17 protein-coding genes are annotated in these 16,322 nt (G+C 69.0%); 4 read left to right on the top strand and 13 right to left on the bottom strand.

Going from position 1 to position 16,322, the window contains the following annotated elements; translation table 11 throughout:
* Positions 1 to 21: 21 nt before the first annotated feature.
* From HD595_RS00465 to HD595_RS00420, 10 genes are all read right to left on the bottom strand, one after another.
* A complete protein-coding gene (locus HD595_RS00465; protein WP_253764950.1) occupies positions 22 to 1,101 on the bottom strand; it encodes an AbiJ-related protein in 1,080 nt (359 codons plus the stop codon).
* A 234-nt stretch (positions 1,102 to 1,335) separates the two neighbouring features.
* A complete protein-coding gene (locus HD595_RS00460) occupies positions 1,336 to 1,671 on the bottom strand; it encodes a hypothetical protein (protein ID WP_253764949.1) in 336 nt (111 codons plus the stop codon).
* A gap of 398 nt (positions 1,672 to 2,069) precedes the next feature.
* Positions 2,070 to 2,690 carry a DUF2637 domain-containing protein gene (locus HD595_RS00455; RefSeq protein WP_253764948.1) on the bottom strand — a complete coding sequence of 207 codons (621 nt, stop codon included), beginning with the start codon at positions 2,688 to 2,690 and terminating at the stop codon, positions 2,070 to 2,072.
* A 713-nt stretch (positions 2,691 to 3,403) separates the two neighbouring features.
* Positions 3,404 to 4,171, bottom strand: coding sequence for an urease accessory protein UreD (locus tag HD595_RS00450; RefSeq protein ID WP_253764947.1), 768 nt, complete (start codon positions 4,169 to 4,171; stop codon positions 3,404 to 3,406).
* A 38-nt stretch (positions 4,172 to 4,209) separates the two neighbouring features.
* Positions 4,210 to 4,914, bottom strand: a complete 705-nt coding sequence (ureG, locus tag HD595_RS00445; protein WP_253764946.1) for an urease accessory protein UreG — start codon at positions 4,912 to 4,914, stop codon at positions 4,210 to 4,212.
* A gap of 28 nt (positions 4,915 to 4,942) precedes the next feature.
* Positions 4,943 to 5,617: an urease accessory protein UreF gene (locus HD595_RS00440; protein WP_253764945.1), complete on the bottom strand. Its 675-nt coding sequence runs from the start codon at positions 5,615 to 5,617 to the stop codon at positions 4,943 to 4,945.
* Positions 5,618 to 5,682: 65 nt separating this feature from the next.
* Positions 5,683 to 7,608, bottom strand: coding sequence for an urease subunit alpha (locus tag HD595_RS00435; RefSeq protein ID WP_253764944.1), 1,926 nt, complete (start codon positions 7,606 to 7,608; stop codon positions 5,683 to 5,685).
* The gene (locus HD595_RS00430; protein WP_253764943.1) at positions 7,601 to 8,269 is read right to left on the bottom strand and encodes an urease subunit gamma; all 669 of its coding nucleotides are present in this window, start codon (positions 8,267 to 8,269) and stop codon (positions 7,601 to 7,603) included. Before HD595_RS00430 ends, HD595_RS00435 begins: the two co-directional genes overlap by 8 nt.
* 426 nt (positions 8,270 to 8,695) lie before the next feature.
* Positions 8,696 to 9,601, bottom strand: a complete 906-nt coding sequence (locus HD595_RS00425; RefSeq protein ID WP_253764942.1) for a sensor histidine kinase — start codon at positions 9,599 to 9,601, stop codon at positions 8,696 to 8,698.
* Between the two features lie 98 nt (positions 9,602 to 9,699).
* Positions 9,700 to 9,849, bottom strand: a complete 150-nt coding sequence (locus tag HD595_RS00420; RefSeq protein WP_253764941.1) for a hypothetical protein — start codon at positions 9,847 to 9,849, stop codon at positions 9,700 to 9,702.
* Positions 9,850 to 9,997: 148 nt separating this feature from the next.
* On the opposite strand from HD595_RS00420, the gene HD595_RS00415 reads away from it, so the two are divergent.
* The 4 genes from HD595_RS00415 (at position 9,998) to HD595_RS00400 (ending at position 13,220) form a co-directional block, all read left to right on the top strand.
* The gene (locus HD595_RS00415; protein WP_253764940.1) at positions 9,998 to 10,648 is read left to right on the top strand and encodes a TetR/AcrR family transcriptional regulator; all 651 of its coding nucleotides are present in this window, start codon (positions 9,998 to 10,000) and stop codon (positions 10,646 to 10,648) included.
* Between the two features lie 116 nt (positions 10,649 to 10,764).
* Positions 10,765 to 11,460 carry a phosphatase PAP2 family protein gene (locus tag HD595_RS00410; protein WP_253764939.1) on the top strand — a complete coding sequence of 232 codons (696 nt, stop codon included), beginning with the start codon at positions 10,765 to 10,767 and terminating at the stop codon, positions 11,458 to 11,460.
* A complete protein-coding gene (locus tag HD595_RS00405; protein WP_253764938.1) occupies positions 11,457 to 12,374 on the top strand; it encodes a diacylglycerol/lipid kinase family protein in 918 nt (305 codons plus the stop codon). Before HD595_RS00410 ends, HD595_RS00405 begins: the two co-directional genes overlap by 4 nt.
* 264 nt (positions 12,375 to 12,638) lie before the next feature.
* Positions 12,639 to 13,220, top strand: coding sequence for a hypothetical protein (locus HD595_RS00400; RefSeq protein ID WP_253764937.1), 582 nt, complete (start codon positions 12,639 to 12,641; stop codon positions 13,218 to 13,220).
* A gap of 14 nt (positions 13,221 to 13,234) precedes the next feature.
* On the opposite strand, the gene HD595_RS00395 is transcribed toward HD595_RS00400, so the two are convergent.
* Genes HD595_RS00395 through HD595_RS00385 form a run of 3 tightly spaced genes read right to left on the bottom strand, consistent with a single transcriptional unit; the run spans position 13,235 to position 16,256 of the window.
* Positions 13,235 to 14,065, bottom strand: coding sequence for a carbohydrate ABC transporter permease (locus HD595_RS00395; protein ID WP_253764936.1), 831 nt, complete (start codon positions 14,063 to 14,065; stop codon positions 13,235 to 13,237).
* Positions 14,062 to 15,009 carry a carbohydrate ABC transporter permease gene (locus HD595_RS00390; RefSeq protein ID WP_253764935.1) on the bottom strand — a complete coding sequence of 316 codons (948 nt, stop codon included), beginning with the start codon at positions 15,007 to 15,009 and terminating at the stop codon, positions 14,062 to 14,064. The genes HD595_RS00395 and HD595_RS00390 overlap by 4 nt, the downstream gene beginning before the upstream one ends.
* On the bottom strand, positions 15,009 to 16,256 hold the full coding sequence (locus HD595_RS00385) for an ABC transporter substrate-binding protein (RefSeq protein WP_253764934.1): 1,248 nt from the start codon (positions 16,254 to 16,256) through the stop codon (positions 15,009 to 15,011). Before HD595_RS00385 ends, HD595_RS00390 begins: the two co-directional genes overlap by 1 nt.
* Between the last annotated feature and the right edge of the window lie 66 nt (positions 16,257 to 16,322).

Raw genomic sequence — 16,322 nt, 5'->3', positions numbered from 1 at the left:
TGTCAGGGAGCCGTGGCAGGCTCAGTCGGCGTACCGGGTAGCGAGTCGCTCGAAGAAGGCGTCGAGCATGCGCGTGGTGGCTGGGGAGTCGACGAGTTCGTCGCCGCCGAATCGGTAAACCTCGTACCCCTTCAAACGGAGGTCGCGGTCCTCTGCCATCATCGCGGCGTACCGGCGCGGGCTAGCCCGACCATCATTGTCGGCATAGTGCTGCCTACCATCGCATTCGATGACGATACGGACCTGATTCGGCAGAAGCAGCAGAAAGTCCATGCGCTGACGCGCCAGCGGAGACGTACCCGGTAGGTACCGTCTGCGCGTGTATGGGTCATAGTGAAGATAGACCTGGGGGATCAGTGCCGGAATGTCAGGACCAAGCCGGATGTAGCGCTCCGCGTACACACGCAGAATCCGTCGCTCAGCGCCGTTATTGCCCAGGGATTGGTCCAGCCGTTGGTACAGGCTGCGCGAGATGTCACGTGTCGGCGAGTCGCTCATACCTTCCCGGTCGGCCCACCAATTGGTCAGCTCGGCCCAGGTGAGGCCGTGTGCGGCCAGCTTCCGGTCGTAGACAAGGCAGCCCTGCTCGTTCTTCACGATGCGTAAGTCGTTGTTGACTGCGTCGTCGAGCACGATCTCGGGCTTGGGCCCGATAGTTGCGAAGATAAGGTTTTTCAGCTCGCCGCGTACCCCGGAACCGATTCGGCGCGGAGCGAAGATCGGGGAGCCGCTGATCGTGTCGACCTGAATGAGCTCGTAGCCGTCGTGGATCAAGATGCCGTTGAGGAAGGCGCGCAGTGCTTCGGCCTCGGATCGGTCGATCCGCACGGCCGGGTGCAGCATCTCTGCGAGGAAGGCCAGCAGCGGTTCGTCGCCGTTGGCCAACCCGAAGCGTGGGTCTTCGAAGATCCAGTCGTCGTCCCAGTCGAGATTGAGCAGCCGGTGTTGGGCGATGTCACGGCTCGCCGTGGTGAATCGGGAGTCGTAGCTGGGCAGCGTGTCCAACTCGTAGAGCCGGCTCAGGAAGTGCACTTCGTCGAGCGTTCCGCTCCACTGAATCCGCATCTGGGCGAGTCCGTCGGCGAGCCGACGGCGGGTCACGTCGGTGATATATCTGGAGGGGGAGATCATGACCTCCGGCGGTGTCCGGGACGAGAAGAGGCCCCGGGCAGTGGCCTCGTAGCTGTCATACGTGCACGTGGTCGGGACTGTCCATGTCCAGGCATTTCCCGGACTGGGCCGCCTCTTCGGCTCATGCCATCAAGGTGCGTCAGCCGACTCTCCGAGCGGCGGCCCTCACCTGGGTTGGCGTTAGGACTGCCGCACGCGAAACGGTCAGGTGTGCACTGGAGGCGCCTGCAGGAGCTTGCCGTCAGGGCTACGGCGCAGACCGCACTCCAAGGACGCCCGTGACAGCCCAGTCACGCCGCACAGGCGAGCGAACTCGTGGATCTCGAAGTTGGGGTCTTCGTGGGCGAGCACCTGCGCCGTCACCCACATGACGTTGACCTTGATGCGGTGTGCTTCCTGCGGGGTGAGTGGCGGCTCGCCGCTCACCTTCGAGTCGTCCTCTCGCCGGTGGCCAGCGCGGTCCAGACGCGTGGTGGCGTCGCTCCAGTCGTGGTTGGCGATCTCCGCGGCGAATTCGCGGGCAAGGCGTCGTAGAGCCATGGTCCCTCCTCGTAGGACAGGGCGGTGTGGTTGACCCTCCGAATAGGTCACCGCCCGGTGTGGCAGCCTTCACGGTAGCCGGTGGAGAGTGTCCCGGCCCGGCACTTCAGGAATCTCACTCCTCTGCACGGGCGGCCCTCCGCTGTTGCAGCTTGGTAGCGCGTCGGCCTTTCCCGGCGCACTAAGCTTCCTAACACCGGCAGCCACTCGCCAGCTGAGTCGTTTACGACTCGGCGAAGTATGAACCGCGCCAGGGACCCTCGCACCGGGCTAAGACATGGCCGACCTTCCCGCCCGCCCCGGCTGCTAGCGCTCGGTGTACGCGACGGCCGTCGCGTACACCGAGAGACGCCTGGCGTGCGCGAGGTGCTCAATATCGACTGAGAGTACGTCGAAAGCTAAGGATCCGGCCCTTGTGCGTGCGACGCAGAAGTGAAACGACGTGCTCCTTTGCCTGCGAACCTACGCCGCGGGGACGAGATTGATGGAGTCGGCGAGCCGCCTCGCTCTCTGAGCTTTTCAAACTCCTGTTCTTCGTTGGAAGCGGCGGCTTCCCTTGGGTGCTGTGGTGTTGGAGCGATTTCTGCTTCGATATCAGAAGTGATCTTGAGAGCGGTCGCCCCTCCTCTAGCAACAAGATCCTGGTTCCGGGTGGTCGAGATTTGCCGCAATAGACCGGGCCCCACCTCTGACCAGCCGATGAGAAGGAGTGGCGCCACGGCGTCGATCGCGGCTCGGCCGTACTCTCCTTGAGCCATTGGAGCGGCGACATTCAGCCCTAGTGTGGCGAGTCCGGAGAACGTCAGCAGCGTGCGAGCGGGCCCCAGTCCTATCGGGTTGGGGCTGTGAAGACGGACGTAGTGGATGCCCAGAAGCAGTCCGATGACCGACAGGTCTACCGCAGGTCCGACCAGAGGGGCTATCCAGGCGGGGACGCCGAGAAGGGTGGCCAGATGCCAGACGTTGCCAAAGCTGAACGTGAAGGTCAGTATGGCAATGAGCACCATGACGACGGTCACGGTGCGAGCGATGAACAACTCGACGGCGGGTGAACCCCTCTCCGGCGGCCCGGGCGCTTGGTGGTCGAGGGGAGCGGTCCCGGATTCGGTGTTCATCGCATTTGCCCCTGCGGCTGGGTCTGGTCACCAGCGCCGATGCAGACGCATCGTGGAGCGTCTGAGGCGGGGCAGTCCTGGGGACCATTTGGGGACCACACGCAGTGCGTGTTGGCGAACAAACCGCATGTGGCTGAACGTGGCGTGCTCTCAGAGGGCGGGCTCTGACCTGCCGAAACGCCTACTCCCACGTCCCGTGGTCAAGGGAGCAGGTTGGTATGTCGAAGGATGGGTGCGTGCCGCCGGCGGGGGCTGAAACAAGCAGCAACGACGTCGGGCCATGCGACGCCATCTCGCGTCACGTCCCCTGATCAAGCCCATCAAGGCGATCCGCATGACAGAGCCGAGTGGCCCGAGGCGGGGTAGAGCTGCTCGAGGATGTCGCCGGCGAGGGCAAGAGCGCGTGCGGCCTGGTCACCGCCGGGCCCGGCCGCGTGAGGGTGGGCACGCATTTCGACTTCCACGGCTGGTGCGTCACCGCGCTGACAGTCCTCGAGTACCGCGACGGCGCGGACGAGCTCTTGCAGCGGCCGGGACGGGCGGGGCCGTGGTGTCGCATCGTGCGTCCTTGTGCCGACGCAGGGGTCAGATCGCTTCCTCGCGGTGATGCCGCGAGGTCAGCCGATGGGGTGCGCCGCGTCCAGCAGGCGGCGCAGGCGCAGGGTGTCCGGGGCCAGGGCGGTGATCAGGAGGGCGGGCCCGGCCAGGGGGGTCAGCACGGCCTGGCCGGTCGCCGGGTCGTCGCCGAGCAGGCGGGCGTGAGGCGGGCGGTGTTCCAGGGTGGGATCGACGATGAGGATCTGGCCGATGGCGCGGTGGTCGGCCAGGACGGCGGGGCCGTCCCAGCCGGGCGCTCCAGGTCCGAACGTCGCCTGCTGCTCCAGCAGGGGGCGTCCGTCGCGGCGGACGGTGAGGCGGGTGGACAGCCGGCCCGGCCCTTCGCCGGCGCGCCCGAGCACGGTCTCTTCGCGCAGCACGAGCCGGGCGGTCGCGGCCAGGTCGATGGTGCAGCTCTGGCGCAGGTTGCTGCGGGCGGCGGAGATCAGCGGGTGGGGCAGCCAGTGCAGCCTGGCATGTTCGGCCAGACGCAGGTGCACGTCGTAGGTGGCGTGGGCGGTGGTGGGACCCCGCAGGGCGATGGTGGCGGCGGCGGTGGTGATGTGCAGATCGGCCCCGTGCTTAGCGGTGGCGTCGATGCGTAGCCGGTCGCCGCCGAGAGGGGCGCTCATGGCGGCGAGAATGCACACCCGCGCCTGGCTCCCGTGGGGGCGCGCGCGGCGCAGGTCGAAGGGGCCGTCACCGACGAGCGTGGGCAGGACGGTGGTGTCGCCCGCGCGGATGGCACGGATGCGGGCGGTGGCGCGCACGCCGGGCACGGTGGGCACGGTGGGCAGTGGGGATGAGGGCGGAACTGCCGCGAGCGTCATGCGGGACCCGCGGTCCAGGCGGCCAGGCGTTCGCGGATCCAGTCGGCCACAGGGCTGATGCCGCCCGGGCTCTTGACCGCGGTCAGCACGGTGGGCAGGTCGCCGCGCTGGGCCTCGGCGTCACGGGCCATGGCTTGCAGGTCGGCGCCGACGTGGGGGGCGAGGTCGGTCTTGTTGATGACGAGCAGATCGGAGGAGGTGATGCCGGGGCCGCCCTTGCGGGGGATGTCGTCGCCGCCGGCGACGTCGATGACGAAGATCTGCGCATCGGCCAGGCCCTTGGAGAAGGTGGCGGTGAGGTTGTCGCCGCCGGACTCGATGAGGATCACATCCAGGGTGCCGAGCTGGTCCTGCAGGTCCTCGACGGCTTCGAGATTGGCGGAGATGTCGTCGCGGATGGCGGTGTGCGGGCAGGCGCCGGTCCGCACGGCGGTGATGCGCTCGGCGGGCAGGACGGCCTCGCGCAGCAGGAACTCGGCGTCCTCGCGGGTGTAGATGTCGTTGGTCACGACCGCGATCGACAGCTCCTCGCGCAGCGCGCGGCACAGGGCGGCGACGGTGGCGGTCTTGCCTGAGCCGACCGGTCCGCCCAGTCCGACACGAAGGGCGCGACGGCGGCCACCCGAGCCTTCGGCGGCGGAGGAGGTGCCAGAGCCGTGGACGTGGCTGTCGGGGAAGGTGTCGCTGTGATGGAGGTGCATGGTTGCTCCCGGGCGGTCGAAGGGGTGGTCATGAGGCGAACAGGCGGGCCCCGCGGACGGCATGCTGTTCGGCGGTGATGTCGAGCAGCGGCGCCGAGGCGGCCGGCAGTGCAGCGGGCCCGTCGGCTTGGACGCGCTGCGCGGCGTCGGCCGCCTCGGCGGCGACATGGTCCATGTCCGGGGCCAGGCGCGCCAGGACGGCGGTGGCGTCGAACGGGTCCAACCTGAGCAGGCGGACGGCCGCGGTCACCGGGCCGCCGATGCTCTCGTACGTCGCCGCGTGGGCGGCGTCCAGCGGGGTCAGCCCGGCGCAGCGGGCGGCCAGGCCGAGGACCACGGGCTGATGGGCGCCGCGTGGCCGGGCCGTGGCCAAGGCGTCCAGCGCGGCACAGGGCCAGGCGGCCCGGGCGGCGCGCAGCAGTTGCCGGCCGAGCCTGCGTGAGGTGTACCGCAGGGCGGGAGCGGCCGTGCGGGCGTCGGCCGCCTCCTCCAGCAGCAGCGGGTCGTACCCGGCGGCGGCCGCGGCCGCGAGTCCGGCCGCGACCAGGCCAGCCGTGTGCAGCCGGCCGCGGCAGAACGCCTCCAGGCTCGCCACGTCTCGCACGCGTCCGGCGGTGACGGCCTCCTCGGCGCCGCCGGAGTGGGCGTGCCCTCCGGCGGGAAACCGGCCGTCGGCCAGGACGAGCAGAGCGGCACGGTTCATCGCGGCGTAGCCCGCCTTTCGCTCACGTGGGTCGATCAAGATGGCGCGGCGGTCGTGGGTGGCGGTCAGAACAGGAAGTAGCGCTGCGCCATGGGCAGCGTCTCGGCGAAGCCGTGACCGTCGACGAGTCGGTCGTCGATCTCCGTCTTGACGTCCTTGGCCTCCGCGCCGCCGATCACGACCTCGAAAGTGTCAGGATCGATGCAGATCTCGGGGCAGGCGTTGTTCTCCCGCATGTCGGCCTTGAACACCTTGCGCGTGTCCCGGATGGGCCGGAACTCCTTGCGTACGTCGACCCGCTGCGCCAGCCCTGACCGGATGGCCTGCTCCGTGACGAAGTTGACCGCGTTGGCGGTCGGCGCCCGGCCCGTCGCCCCCCACATCGGCCGGGGCAGGATCGGCTGCGGGGTGGTGATGGAGGCGTTGGCGTCGCCCACTTGCGCGTAGGCGATCTGCCCGCCCTTGATCACCCTGTGTGGCTTGACGCCGAAGAACTTCGGCTCCCACAGCACGAGGTCAGCCAGCTTGCCCACCTCGACCGAGCCGACCTCGTGATCGACGCCGTGCGCGATGGCCGGGTTGATGGTGTATTTGGCGACGTAGCGGCGGGCGCGGTGGTTGTCGGCCCCGCCGTCGCCGGCCTCGTCGCCTTCGAGCGGACCGCGCCGGGCCTTCATCACGTGCGCGGTCTGCCACGTACGGATGATCATCTCGCCGATGCGGCCCATCGCCTGGGCGTCCGACGACATGATCGAGATGGCGCCCAGGTCGTGCAGGATGTCCTCGGTGGCCATCGTGGAGGGCCGGATCCGCGACTCGGCGAAGGCCAGATCCTCGGGCACCAGCGGATTGAGGTGGTGGCAGACCATCACCATGTCGATGTGCTCCTTGACCGTGTTGACGGTGAAGGGGCGGGTGGGGTTGGTCGAGGCGGGCAACACGTTCGGCAGGCTCGCCATGGTGATCATGTCGGGGGCGTGGCCGCCGCCGGCGCCCTCGATGTGGAAGATGTGGATCGGGTGGTCACCGATGGCCTCGATGGTGTCGGCGACGGAGCCGGCCTCGTTCAGGGAATCGGCGTGCAGGGCCAGCTGGACGCCGGTCGCCCGGCACACCTCGAGGCAGCGGCGCAGCACCGCCGGGGTGGCTCCCCAATCCTCGTGGATCTTGAAGCCGAGGACGCCCGCTTCCACCTGGTTGTAGAGCGACTCCGTGGACATGGTGCTGCCCTTTCCGAGCAGCCCGATGTTGACCGGGAAGGCGTCCAGCGCCTCGAACAGGCGTGAGATGTGCCAGGCGCCGGGCGTGACGGTGGTGGCGGTGCTGCCCTCGGCAGGGCCCGTGCCGCCGCCGATCAACGTGGTGACCCCGGCGGCGAGCGCCTCGTGCACCTGCTGGGGGCAGATGAAGTGCACGTGGGTGTCGATGCCACCTGCGGTAAGGATCTTGCCGTTGCCCGCGATGACCTCGGTCTCCGGCCCGATCAGGAAGTCGGTGGCCCGTTCGTGCCCGTCGTGCAGCCGGTCCATGGTCTCGTCGTTGTACGCCTTGCCGAGCGCGACGATCCGGCCGTCACGGATGCCCACGTCCGCCTTGACCACACCCCAATGGTCCAGGATCACCGCGCCGGTGATGACCGTGTCGGGCGGCCGTGGAGCGCCGAACCTCGCGCTGTCGCGTGGCGCGCAGGACTGCCCCATGGACTCGCGGATCACCTTGCCGCCGCCGAAGATGACCTCGTTGCCGCTGCGGCCCGGCCCGCCGGCCCAGTCCTCGCTGATCTCGATCCGCAGGTTGGTGTCGGCCAGGCGGATCCGGTCGCCTGTCGTCGGGCCGTAGCGGTCGGCGTACTCGACGCGGGTCAGTGGCTGCTCGATCGGCAGGATCACCGGTCCGGGCACGCCGCCCCGCGGGGTTGCCTCCGATTCGGCGGGCGGGTTGACCTGCGGGTCCGAGGTCGTGTCGGCCGATGCGTCCAGGGCTTCATCCATCGAGCTGTCCTCCGACCTGGCCGCGCAGGCCGGCGACGACACGCCTGCCCTCGATGGGCACCAGCGTCACCGTCCGGGTGCATCGGGGCTCGAACCGTATGGAACTGCCGGCGGGGATGTGCAGGCGCTTGCCGTAGGCGTCCGAACGTTCGAAGTCGAGAAGGGGGTTGACCTCGTAGAAGTGGTAGTGGGAGCCCACCTGGATGGGGCGGTCGTCGGTGTTGGTGACCGTCACCATCGTGATCTCGCGGTCCTCGTTGAAGGCCACGTGCTCCGCGCCCTCGGGATGGTCGATCTTGCCTGGATGGATCAGCTCCCTCACTGTCACCTTCACCTCGGCTTGGGGGTGGGCCGGCGGTTCGGCGAAGGGAGCACGAATGGTGACCAGCTTGGTGCCGTCGGGGAAGGTCGCCTCGATCTGGAGGTCGGAGATCATCTCCGGGACGCCTTCCATGACGTCGTCGCGGGAGAGGATCTTCTCTTCGGCCGACATGAGCTCGTGGACTGTTTTGCCGTCCCGGGCGGCCTCCAGCACGTGGGCCGTGATCAGCGCGACCGCCTCCGGGTAGTTGAGCCGCACTCCCCGTTCTCTGCGCTTGCGGGCCACGTCCGCGGCCACATGGATCAGCAGGCGTTCTTGTTCATGTGGAGTCAGATGCACCCGCGATTCCTCACCTTCGCTCTGTCCGAGGTCTGGCCCCGGTGCTACCAACGGTGCAGATCACCTGGCACACCGCCGGCCTTCGGCTGGGTCGGCCATCAGGTAGGGACGAGGTCGCCCCGGTGTCGGACAGGGTGTCCTGAAGGCAACACTGACCACTGCTTGGCACTCACAGAAAGTAAGCAGACAAAAGCAGTGAGTGATATGGCGTGGTGGTTAGCTGTGCGTTGCCCGCGAAGCTGACCGCCCGCGCGGCCCGGTCGGCCTGGCCATGGGGACCGGTCGGTCGACGTCCAGGGCGGCGAAGGGGACGGCGGGCGCGGTGGCGCCGCGGCGGGCCCTGCCCAGGGGTGGCTGCTCGGCCCCTCGCTCTGCGGCAGGAAAGGCGTACACCTCGATCGTGATCACCGGTGTGGGTGATCCGGCTCAGGATGACGCGGCGCGTGCGGCTGTCGCAGGAGATCCGGTATTCCCTGCGTCAGGGACGTGGGCCGTTGTGCTGAGAGGAAGTCGCAGCACGAAGCAAGCACCACCGGTTGCTGACTCCCTGGCGTGGAGGGTGCCCATGTGGGCTCGGGCGATGTCCCGGGCGATCGCCAGGCCGAGGCCCGTGCCTTTGCGGTCGAGGCGGCGTGCGGCGCCCAGACGGGTGAAGCGCTGGAAGATCCGTTCCCGCTCGGCTTCCGCGATTCCTTCTCCGTCGTCGGACACCGTCATCTCGGCGTCGTCGCCCATGCGGATCACCTGGACCTCGACCATCCGCTCGGCGTGTCGTTGGGCGTTGTCGAGCAGGTTGGTGAGCAGTCGGGCAATCCGAATCGGGACGGCCTGAACGATCACGCCCGGTTGCAGCCAGAGGTGGACCGCGAGGTGATCGACCCGGCGGGAGACCTCGTCCCGCACCAGTTCTCCGAGATCGACCTGGTGCGGCTCCACAGCCGGACCTGCCTCCATTTCGCCGAGAACCCGAAGGTCGGTGAGGATCGCATCCAACCGGTCGACGCCTCTCAGTGCCGTGGCGATCAGGGCGTGGAGATCTGTCTGCTCGGGATACAGGCGGCCCTCCTCCAGCCCGGCGCGCAGGCCCGTGAGGGCCGTGCGCATCTCGTGCGAGGCGTCGGAGGCGAACTGCCGGTGCCTCTCCAGCTCCTGCTGCCCTCTCCGCACGTCAAGGGCGGGATCGGGGCTGTCGGCTTGCATGTCCACGGGTGAGCCGTTGCCGCACTCCGCGCATCCTGCGGGCGCGATGCTGCGCGCTGTCCGGACGACGTACGGATCGGTGATGTCCGGGCGCGGGTCGTAGCGGGTGATCCGGGGTTTGGCGTGAGGCATGTTGCTGTCGTTTCTGCTCGGTGCTCGAAAATGCGGCCAAGCCCGGGGCTCGCTCGCACAGAGCGTCCTGCGTGGCCTTGACCGGTCGTCCTCGGCCTTCAGCCCTGGTAGCTGAACGTCAGCCCCGCGCTGGTGGTGAGCGGCTTGGGCGTGATGCCCAGCAGGATCAGGGCGCCGTTCCGGCCGAGCACATGAAGATGCGGGGACCGGGTGGGACGCAACCCAGGTGCGGGCGGGGTGGTGGTCAAGGGACTGCTCCGTTTCTGACGGTTTCGTCAGTTATGGACGCTACCGTCACCCGTGTAATGACCCTTCAAAGCGTTGTTGAGGATTCCGTCACTGTTGACGGATTCCACTACAGTGGAGCGCGCACCACAGCCCACAGGAGACGGACAGATGACCGACGCGTCACCAACCCGCCTGGACCGGCGCAAGGCGCGCACCCGCGCCGCGCTCATCCACGCCGCCCAGACCTTCATCGCCGAGGGCAGGACCAACACGGCGATCCTGGACCTCACCCAGGCCGCCGACGTCGGCATGGGCTCCTTCTACAACCACTTCTCCAGCAAGGACGAACTCTTCCGGGCCGCCGTGGAAGACGCCCTCGACCGGCACGGCGCGGCCCTGGACGAACTGACCCGCGACATGACCGACCCCGCCGAGGTCTTCGCCTACAGCTTCCGGCTCACCGGACGCCTGCACCGCCGCCGGCCCCAGCTCAGCAAGGTCCTGATCAACACCGGGCTGTCCATCGCCACCTCCGAGCACGGCATCGCCCCACGCGTCCGGCGCGACATCCAGGCCGGCATCCGAGCCGGCCGCTTCACCGTCGCCGACCCCGAACTCGCCTTCACCATCGCCGCAGGCACCGCCCTGTGCCTCGGCCAGCTCCTGCACACCCAACCCGACCGCGACGACGCTCAGGCCACCGACCAGATCACCGAAGACCTCCTGCGCACCTTCGGCGTCCCCACCGACGAGGCCCATCAGATCTCCCGGCGTCCCCTGCCCGACCTCGACCGGCTCCTCCCCGACGCCATCGCGTAGCGCCATCCGTCCGCGGAGCATGCCACCGTTCCGTCAGCGCAGAAGATGACGTAGTTCATCGCTTATGTGACTTTCGCCCCTGTCGCGGCTTTTGGCGGCCAAGGTGTGCTTACGACATGCCCGATCTCATCGCGCTCCCGCATCCGCACCGCGGACCGGCCAAGCAGGCGCGCCGCCCAGTCGGGCCGCGCGCCGAGAGGAGCAGCGGGTGTCGCGGCGACCGCACGCGGTGGACGGCCGAGGTGCGGACACAGGTGCACGCGCTGGATCAGGCGTTGTTCGACGCCGTGGCCGACACCCAGACGCCGAGCCTCGACCGGTTCTTCGTCGACGTGTCCCGATCGGTCGACCACTCACGGTTGTGGCTGCTGACCGCGGCTGCGCTCGCGCTGGGGGGCGGCCCTCGCGGCCGGCGGGCGGCGGGCCTCGGCGTGCTGGCCGTCGGGCTGGCCTCGGCGGTCACGAACGCGGGTCTCAAGCCGCTGACCGGCAGGCGGCGGCCCACCCGGTCGAGCCGGCGTGCGGTGCTGGGATCGCGCCGGGTCCGGCGGCCGGTGTCGGCGTCGTTCCCTTCCGGGCATACGGCGTCGGCGTTCGCGTTCGCGTCGGCGATGGGTGAGACAGTGCCGTGGACCTGGATCCCGCTGCACGCCGCGGCGACCGCGGTCGGCTGTGCGCGGGTCCACGCAGGGGTGCACTATCCCTCCGACGTCGTGGCCGGGGCGTTGATCGGCGCGCTGTGCGGCTGGACGGTGCGGCGGGCGAGCACGCGGGTGCCGGCTGGTTCCTCCCCGAGGAGGCGGGCGCCGTGACGACCGATGCCGGGGCCGTCGTGGTCATGAATCCCGGTTCGGGCGGCGGCAAGGTGGGCCGGTTCCGGCTCGTCGAGCGCGCCGGACGGTACGGCGCGGCGGTCCGGCTGACCGGTCCCGGCCAGGGGGCGGCATGGCTGGCCCGGCAGGCCGTCGAGGACGGGGTCGCGGTGCTCGGGGTGGCCGGCGGAGACGGGACGGTGTCGGCCGTCGCGGCCGTGGCCGCGGAGGCCGACCTGCCCTTGGTGGTCATCCCGGCGGGTACCCGCAACCACTTCGCCCGCGATCTCGGCCTCGACCTCGGCGATCCGGCCCGGGCGCTGGAGGCCCTGGGCGACGGCGAACCGGTCCGGGCCGACCTGGGCGTGGTCAACTCGCACGTCTTCGTCAACAACGTCTCGTTCGGAATCTACGCCGAGGCCCTGCTGGAGCCCGATTACCGTGAGGCGAGGGCACGCACCCTGGCCGCGATCGCCCCCCGATACCTCGGTGGCCGGCAGTGGGTCGACGCGAGTGTGGACACTCCCGATGAAAGTGTCGAGCACCCGCAGGTGGTGCTGGTGTCGAACAACGCGTACCACCTCAGCACGCCGCGCTACCTCGGGCGTCGCTTCACGCTCGCCTCGGGGCTGCTCGGCGCGATCGTCTTCAAACGCCCGCCCGGCCCGCCGCCGCCGGACCTGTTCGCACGCCTGCGCCGCGACCTGCGCCGGAACGCCACCACGAATGCGGCCGAGACCGGCATCATCGCGTGGGCGGCGCTCCAAGTCAGGCTGGACGGACCCGCGCGGCTCCTGCCGGCGGGGATCGACGGGGAAGCGGTGGAGCTCCACCTGCCCGTGACGTGCGACATCCGGCCGGGCGCCCTGCGGCTCCTCCTGCCGCGCCGACGACCCGGAGTACCCCCGTCGTAGGCATCTTCTCCCTGGCAGTGGTTGTGGTGACGAAAACCTCGCCCTACTGGGGCTCCATCCCCGAACGGCCTCCTCGGCCTCGCTTGCCAACCGGCCGTCGAAACTGACGGAATCCTCACTCTTCTTTGAGCAACTCACTAGGCGGGTGACGATAATGTCATAAATGAGGGTATCGGCAGAACTGTACGCAATCATCAACCGCCTCGCCATGGCCGGCCTTCCGTCGCCCGCAGTCAGTCAGCCACTCAGAAAGGCAATCCCACCGTGTCCGCTATCACCGACATCACCGCAGTAAGCCCCGAGCACGCGGTCAAGGCGCTGCTGAGCGAATACGACGCGCTGAAGGCCGAGCAGCGGCAACGGATCGGCGCGCGCGGCCAATTGATGTACGCCACGCTCACCGCGGTCGCCGGCATCAGCACTGTCACCGCAACCGCGGGCCGGCTGGAACTGCTGTTGCTGCTGCCGCTGGCCGCCACAGTGCTGGGCTGGGCCTACGTCATCAACAATCACAAGATCGCCGTCATCGGGGCGTACGTCCGCGGCCGGCTGGCCCCGCACCTGGGCGGCCTCGTCGACGACGGCTCCGACGACATCGACCTGTTCACGTGGGAGAAATACCACCGCGAGGATCCACTCCGCCCCTCGCGCAAGCGGCTGCAACTGGCGGTGGACCTGGCCGCCTTCTGCGCGCCCTCGCTGACCGGCCTCACCCTGCTCTGGCTGCTGGGCCCACACACTCCGACGGTCCTGATCGGCTCGGCCGCCGCGCTGGCCGCAGTGGTGATCCTGGCCACCCAGATCATCCGCTATGCGGACGTAACCGGTCCCGTACAACCGGTGTGATCACCCGGGTCGCGTCAGCCCTTGGTCGCGCCTCCGGTGAGCCCCTTGACGAAGTGCTTCTGCAGCAGCAGGTAGAAGGTGAGGATCGGCAGTGTCGCCAGGAACATGAGCGCGAACATGCCGCCGAAGTCGGCCGCGTACTGGCCGAGCGACTTGTAGACGCCCGTCATGATGGTGGTGCCGTCGCGGGGGCCGTAGATGATCAGTGGGTTGAGGAAGTCGTTCCAGATCCACACGCCGAGGAAGATCAGCACGCTGGCCGTGGCGGGACGCAGCAGCGGGAAGACGATCCGCCAGAAGGTCTGCCAGCGGGTGGCGCCGTCGATCGCCGCCGCCTCCTCCAGCTCGCGCGGCACTCCCTTCATGAATCCGGAGAACACGAACACGCCGAACGGTACGTAGTAGCCGATGTCGAACAGTACCAGTCCCTGGATCGTCGACATCAGTCCCAGCGCCTTGAGCACCTGGGTGACCGGGATGAGGATGACCTGGGGCGGGATCATCAGCCCGCACAGGAGGAGCACCATGATGAGCCGGGGCCACCAGCCGCCGTGCCTGGCCAGGTAGTGGCCGAGCAGGGCCGACAGCGTCGTCAGGACGACGATCGACAGGGACGTGACCAGGACGCTCGTGCGCAACGACGACCAGAAGAGGCTGTCGGGGCCGGTCAGCACGCGGACGAGGTTGTCCAGGGTGGGCGGCGCGGGCGGCGCCATGGTGTCCGCGCTCACCTGCCGGCTGTGCTTGAAGACGTTGATGAGCGCGATGTAGAGCGGGATGGCGAAGAGTGCCCCGGCGGCCAGCGCCACCAGCGGGCGCAGCCACGGCAGGCTCGGCCGGTTCACACCTGCACCTCCCTGCGCTGCAGGAACCGCAGCGTGACGACGGACAGCCCGGCGACGACGATGAGCATGACGACGGCCTCGGCCGAGGCGTAGCCGGTCCTGTTCTCCACGAATCCCTCCTGCAGCACGACGAACGCGACGCTCGCCGTCGTGCCCGTGCCGGGGCCGCCGTTCGTGACGACCTTCACCTGGTCGAAGATCTTGAACGCGGAGATCAGCAGCACCACCGTGTTGACCGTGAGCGCGGGCGCCAGCAGGGGCCAGGTGACGTGCCGGAAGCGGCGCGCCGCTCCGGCGCCGTCGATCGCGGCCGCCTCCAGGAGCTCCTGCGGCACGCCTTGCAGTCCGGCCAGGTAGACGACGACGCAGAAGCCGAGCATCTGCCAGCAGACGATCGAGGCCAGCGAGTAGAGCGCGAGGTCCGGATCCGACAGCCAACCGGGCGGTTCGCGGGTGCCGAGAGCCCTGAGCGCCTGGTTGACGGGCCCGTCGTCGGCCAGGATTCGGGTCCAGATCACGCTGATGACCACCGAGCTGATCACCATCGGGGTGAAGAAGACCGTGCGCAGCGCGTTGTAGATCCGGCCGCGCCGGTCGAGCAGGACGGCGATGGCGACGCCCAGCACGTTCGGCACGATGACCACGATCAGCGACAGGATCGCGGTGACCCTGAGCGACTGCAGGAACGTCTCGTCCTGGAGCAGCAACCAGTAGTTGCGCAGCCCGACGAACTCGGTGTGCGGCCGGAGCAGCGCCTGGTTGGTGAGGCTGTAACCGACGCTCAGCGCGATGGGCAGCAGCACCAGGCAGACGTAGACGAGCGTGCCCGGCGCCGCGAAGGTCAGGAAGTGCCACGCCGCCGTCCGCCGCCGGCGCGCGGGGCGCCGCTCGCGCGCGCCGGGGCCGGCGGGTGCGGGCCTGGGCCGGGTGGTGCCGACCGCCATCAGCCGCTCTTCTCCCACTCGGTGTCGAGGAAGGAGAGCACCTGGTCCACGGTCTTCCGGCCGCTGACGAGGTCCTGTGCGGCCGACCAGAACTTGCCCTGCATGCCGGGGGGCATGGCCGCGTCGCCCGCCTCCCAGCCGAACGCGGGTACGGTCGCGTTCCGGTCGAGCGCCTGCCGCCACAGGTCGTACACGGCCTTGAAGACGGGGCCTGTGTCGGGCGGCGGCGTGTAGCCCTTGATCGCCGGGAACAGGGCGTCCGCCTTGACCGAGGCGTCCAGGTTCTCCTTGGTGAGCTGGAAGGCCAGGGCGAACTCCTTGGCCGCCGCGAGGTTCTTCGCAGTCGCGCTGACCGACAGGCCGCCGCCGGTGAAGGCGGGCAGGTGGAGCGTCCCGGCGTCGCTCGGCCAGGCGAACACGCCGATGTCGTCCTTGATGTCCGACTGGTCGGCTGCGGCGGCGAACCAGCTGCCCATGGGGTACATGGCGCCCTTGCCGGCCAGGAACGCCTCCTGGGTCTTGGGGTAGTCCTGGCCGATCTGCCGCTTGTCGACGTACCCCTTGGCGGCCAGGTCGGCGAACTTCTGGGTGGCGGCCTTCATCTCCGGTGAGCCGGCGAACGTCACCTCGCCCTTGCGCCTCCTGGCGATCCAGTCGGGCGTCCTGGCGTACAGGTCGGTGGCCAGGATCGCGGTCCAGGGCTGGGAGGTGACGAACACGCCGCCGCTGACGAACGGCGTGATCCCGGCGGCCTTGAGCTTCTCCGCCGCAGCGACCAGCTCGGCGTACGTCTTCGGCGGCGCGGTGACGCCCGCCTTGGCGAAGAGCTTCTTGTTGTAGAAGACGTCGGGGATCGTCTGGGTGTTGGCGGGCAGCTGCACCACCTTGCCGTTGACGGCGCCGCAGGTGGGGCAGAGGAAGTCCGTGAGCTCCTGCTCCGACCAGGGCGCCAGGCTCGGTTCGAGCGCGACCAGGTCCTGCATGCCGATCTGCACGTCGGGCAGCTGTCCCGACGCGGCGAGCTGCTTGGCGTAGTCGTTGCGCTCCGATTCCGAGGGGGCGGCGACCAGCTCCACCTCCAGGTCGGGGTGGGCCTTGGTGACCAGCTCGACCTGGGCCTTCCAGTACGACTCCGGCAGGTTCGGCGAGGGGAAGACCAGGAAGGAGACTTTCTGCTTGCCTCGTGCGGTCGACGGGGCGGATGGCGGCGAGCCGCCTGAACAGCCGGTAACCGTGATGGCGACCACCAGGAGCATGACAGTGGCCGCTGCGAACGTCCGATCGGTGGCTCTCGCTGGGCCGGTATGCGTGAT

Origin of the sequence: Nonomuraea roseoviolacea subsp. carminata, assembly GCF_024172185.1 — a bacterium.
Classification (GTDB): domain Bacteria; phylum Actinomycetota; class Actinomycetes; order Streptosporangiales; family Streptosporangiaceae; genus Nonomuraea; species Nonomuraea roseoviolacea.
Note: the sequence above shows the minus strand (reverse complement) of the source record. Positions and strands in the feature narration are given on the sequence as shown.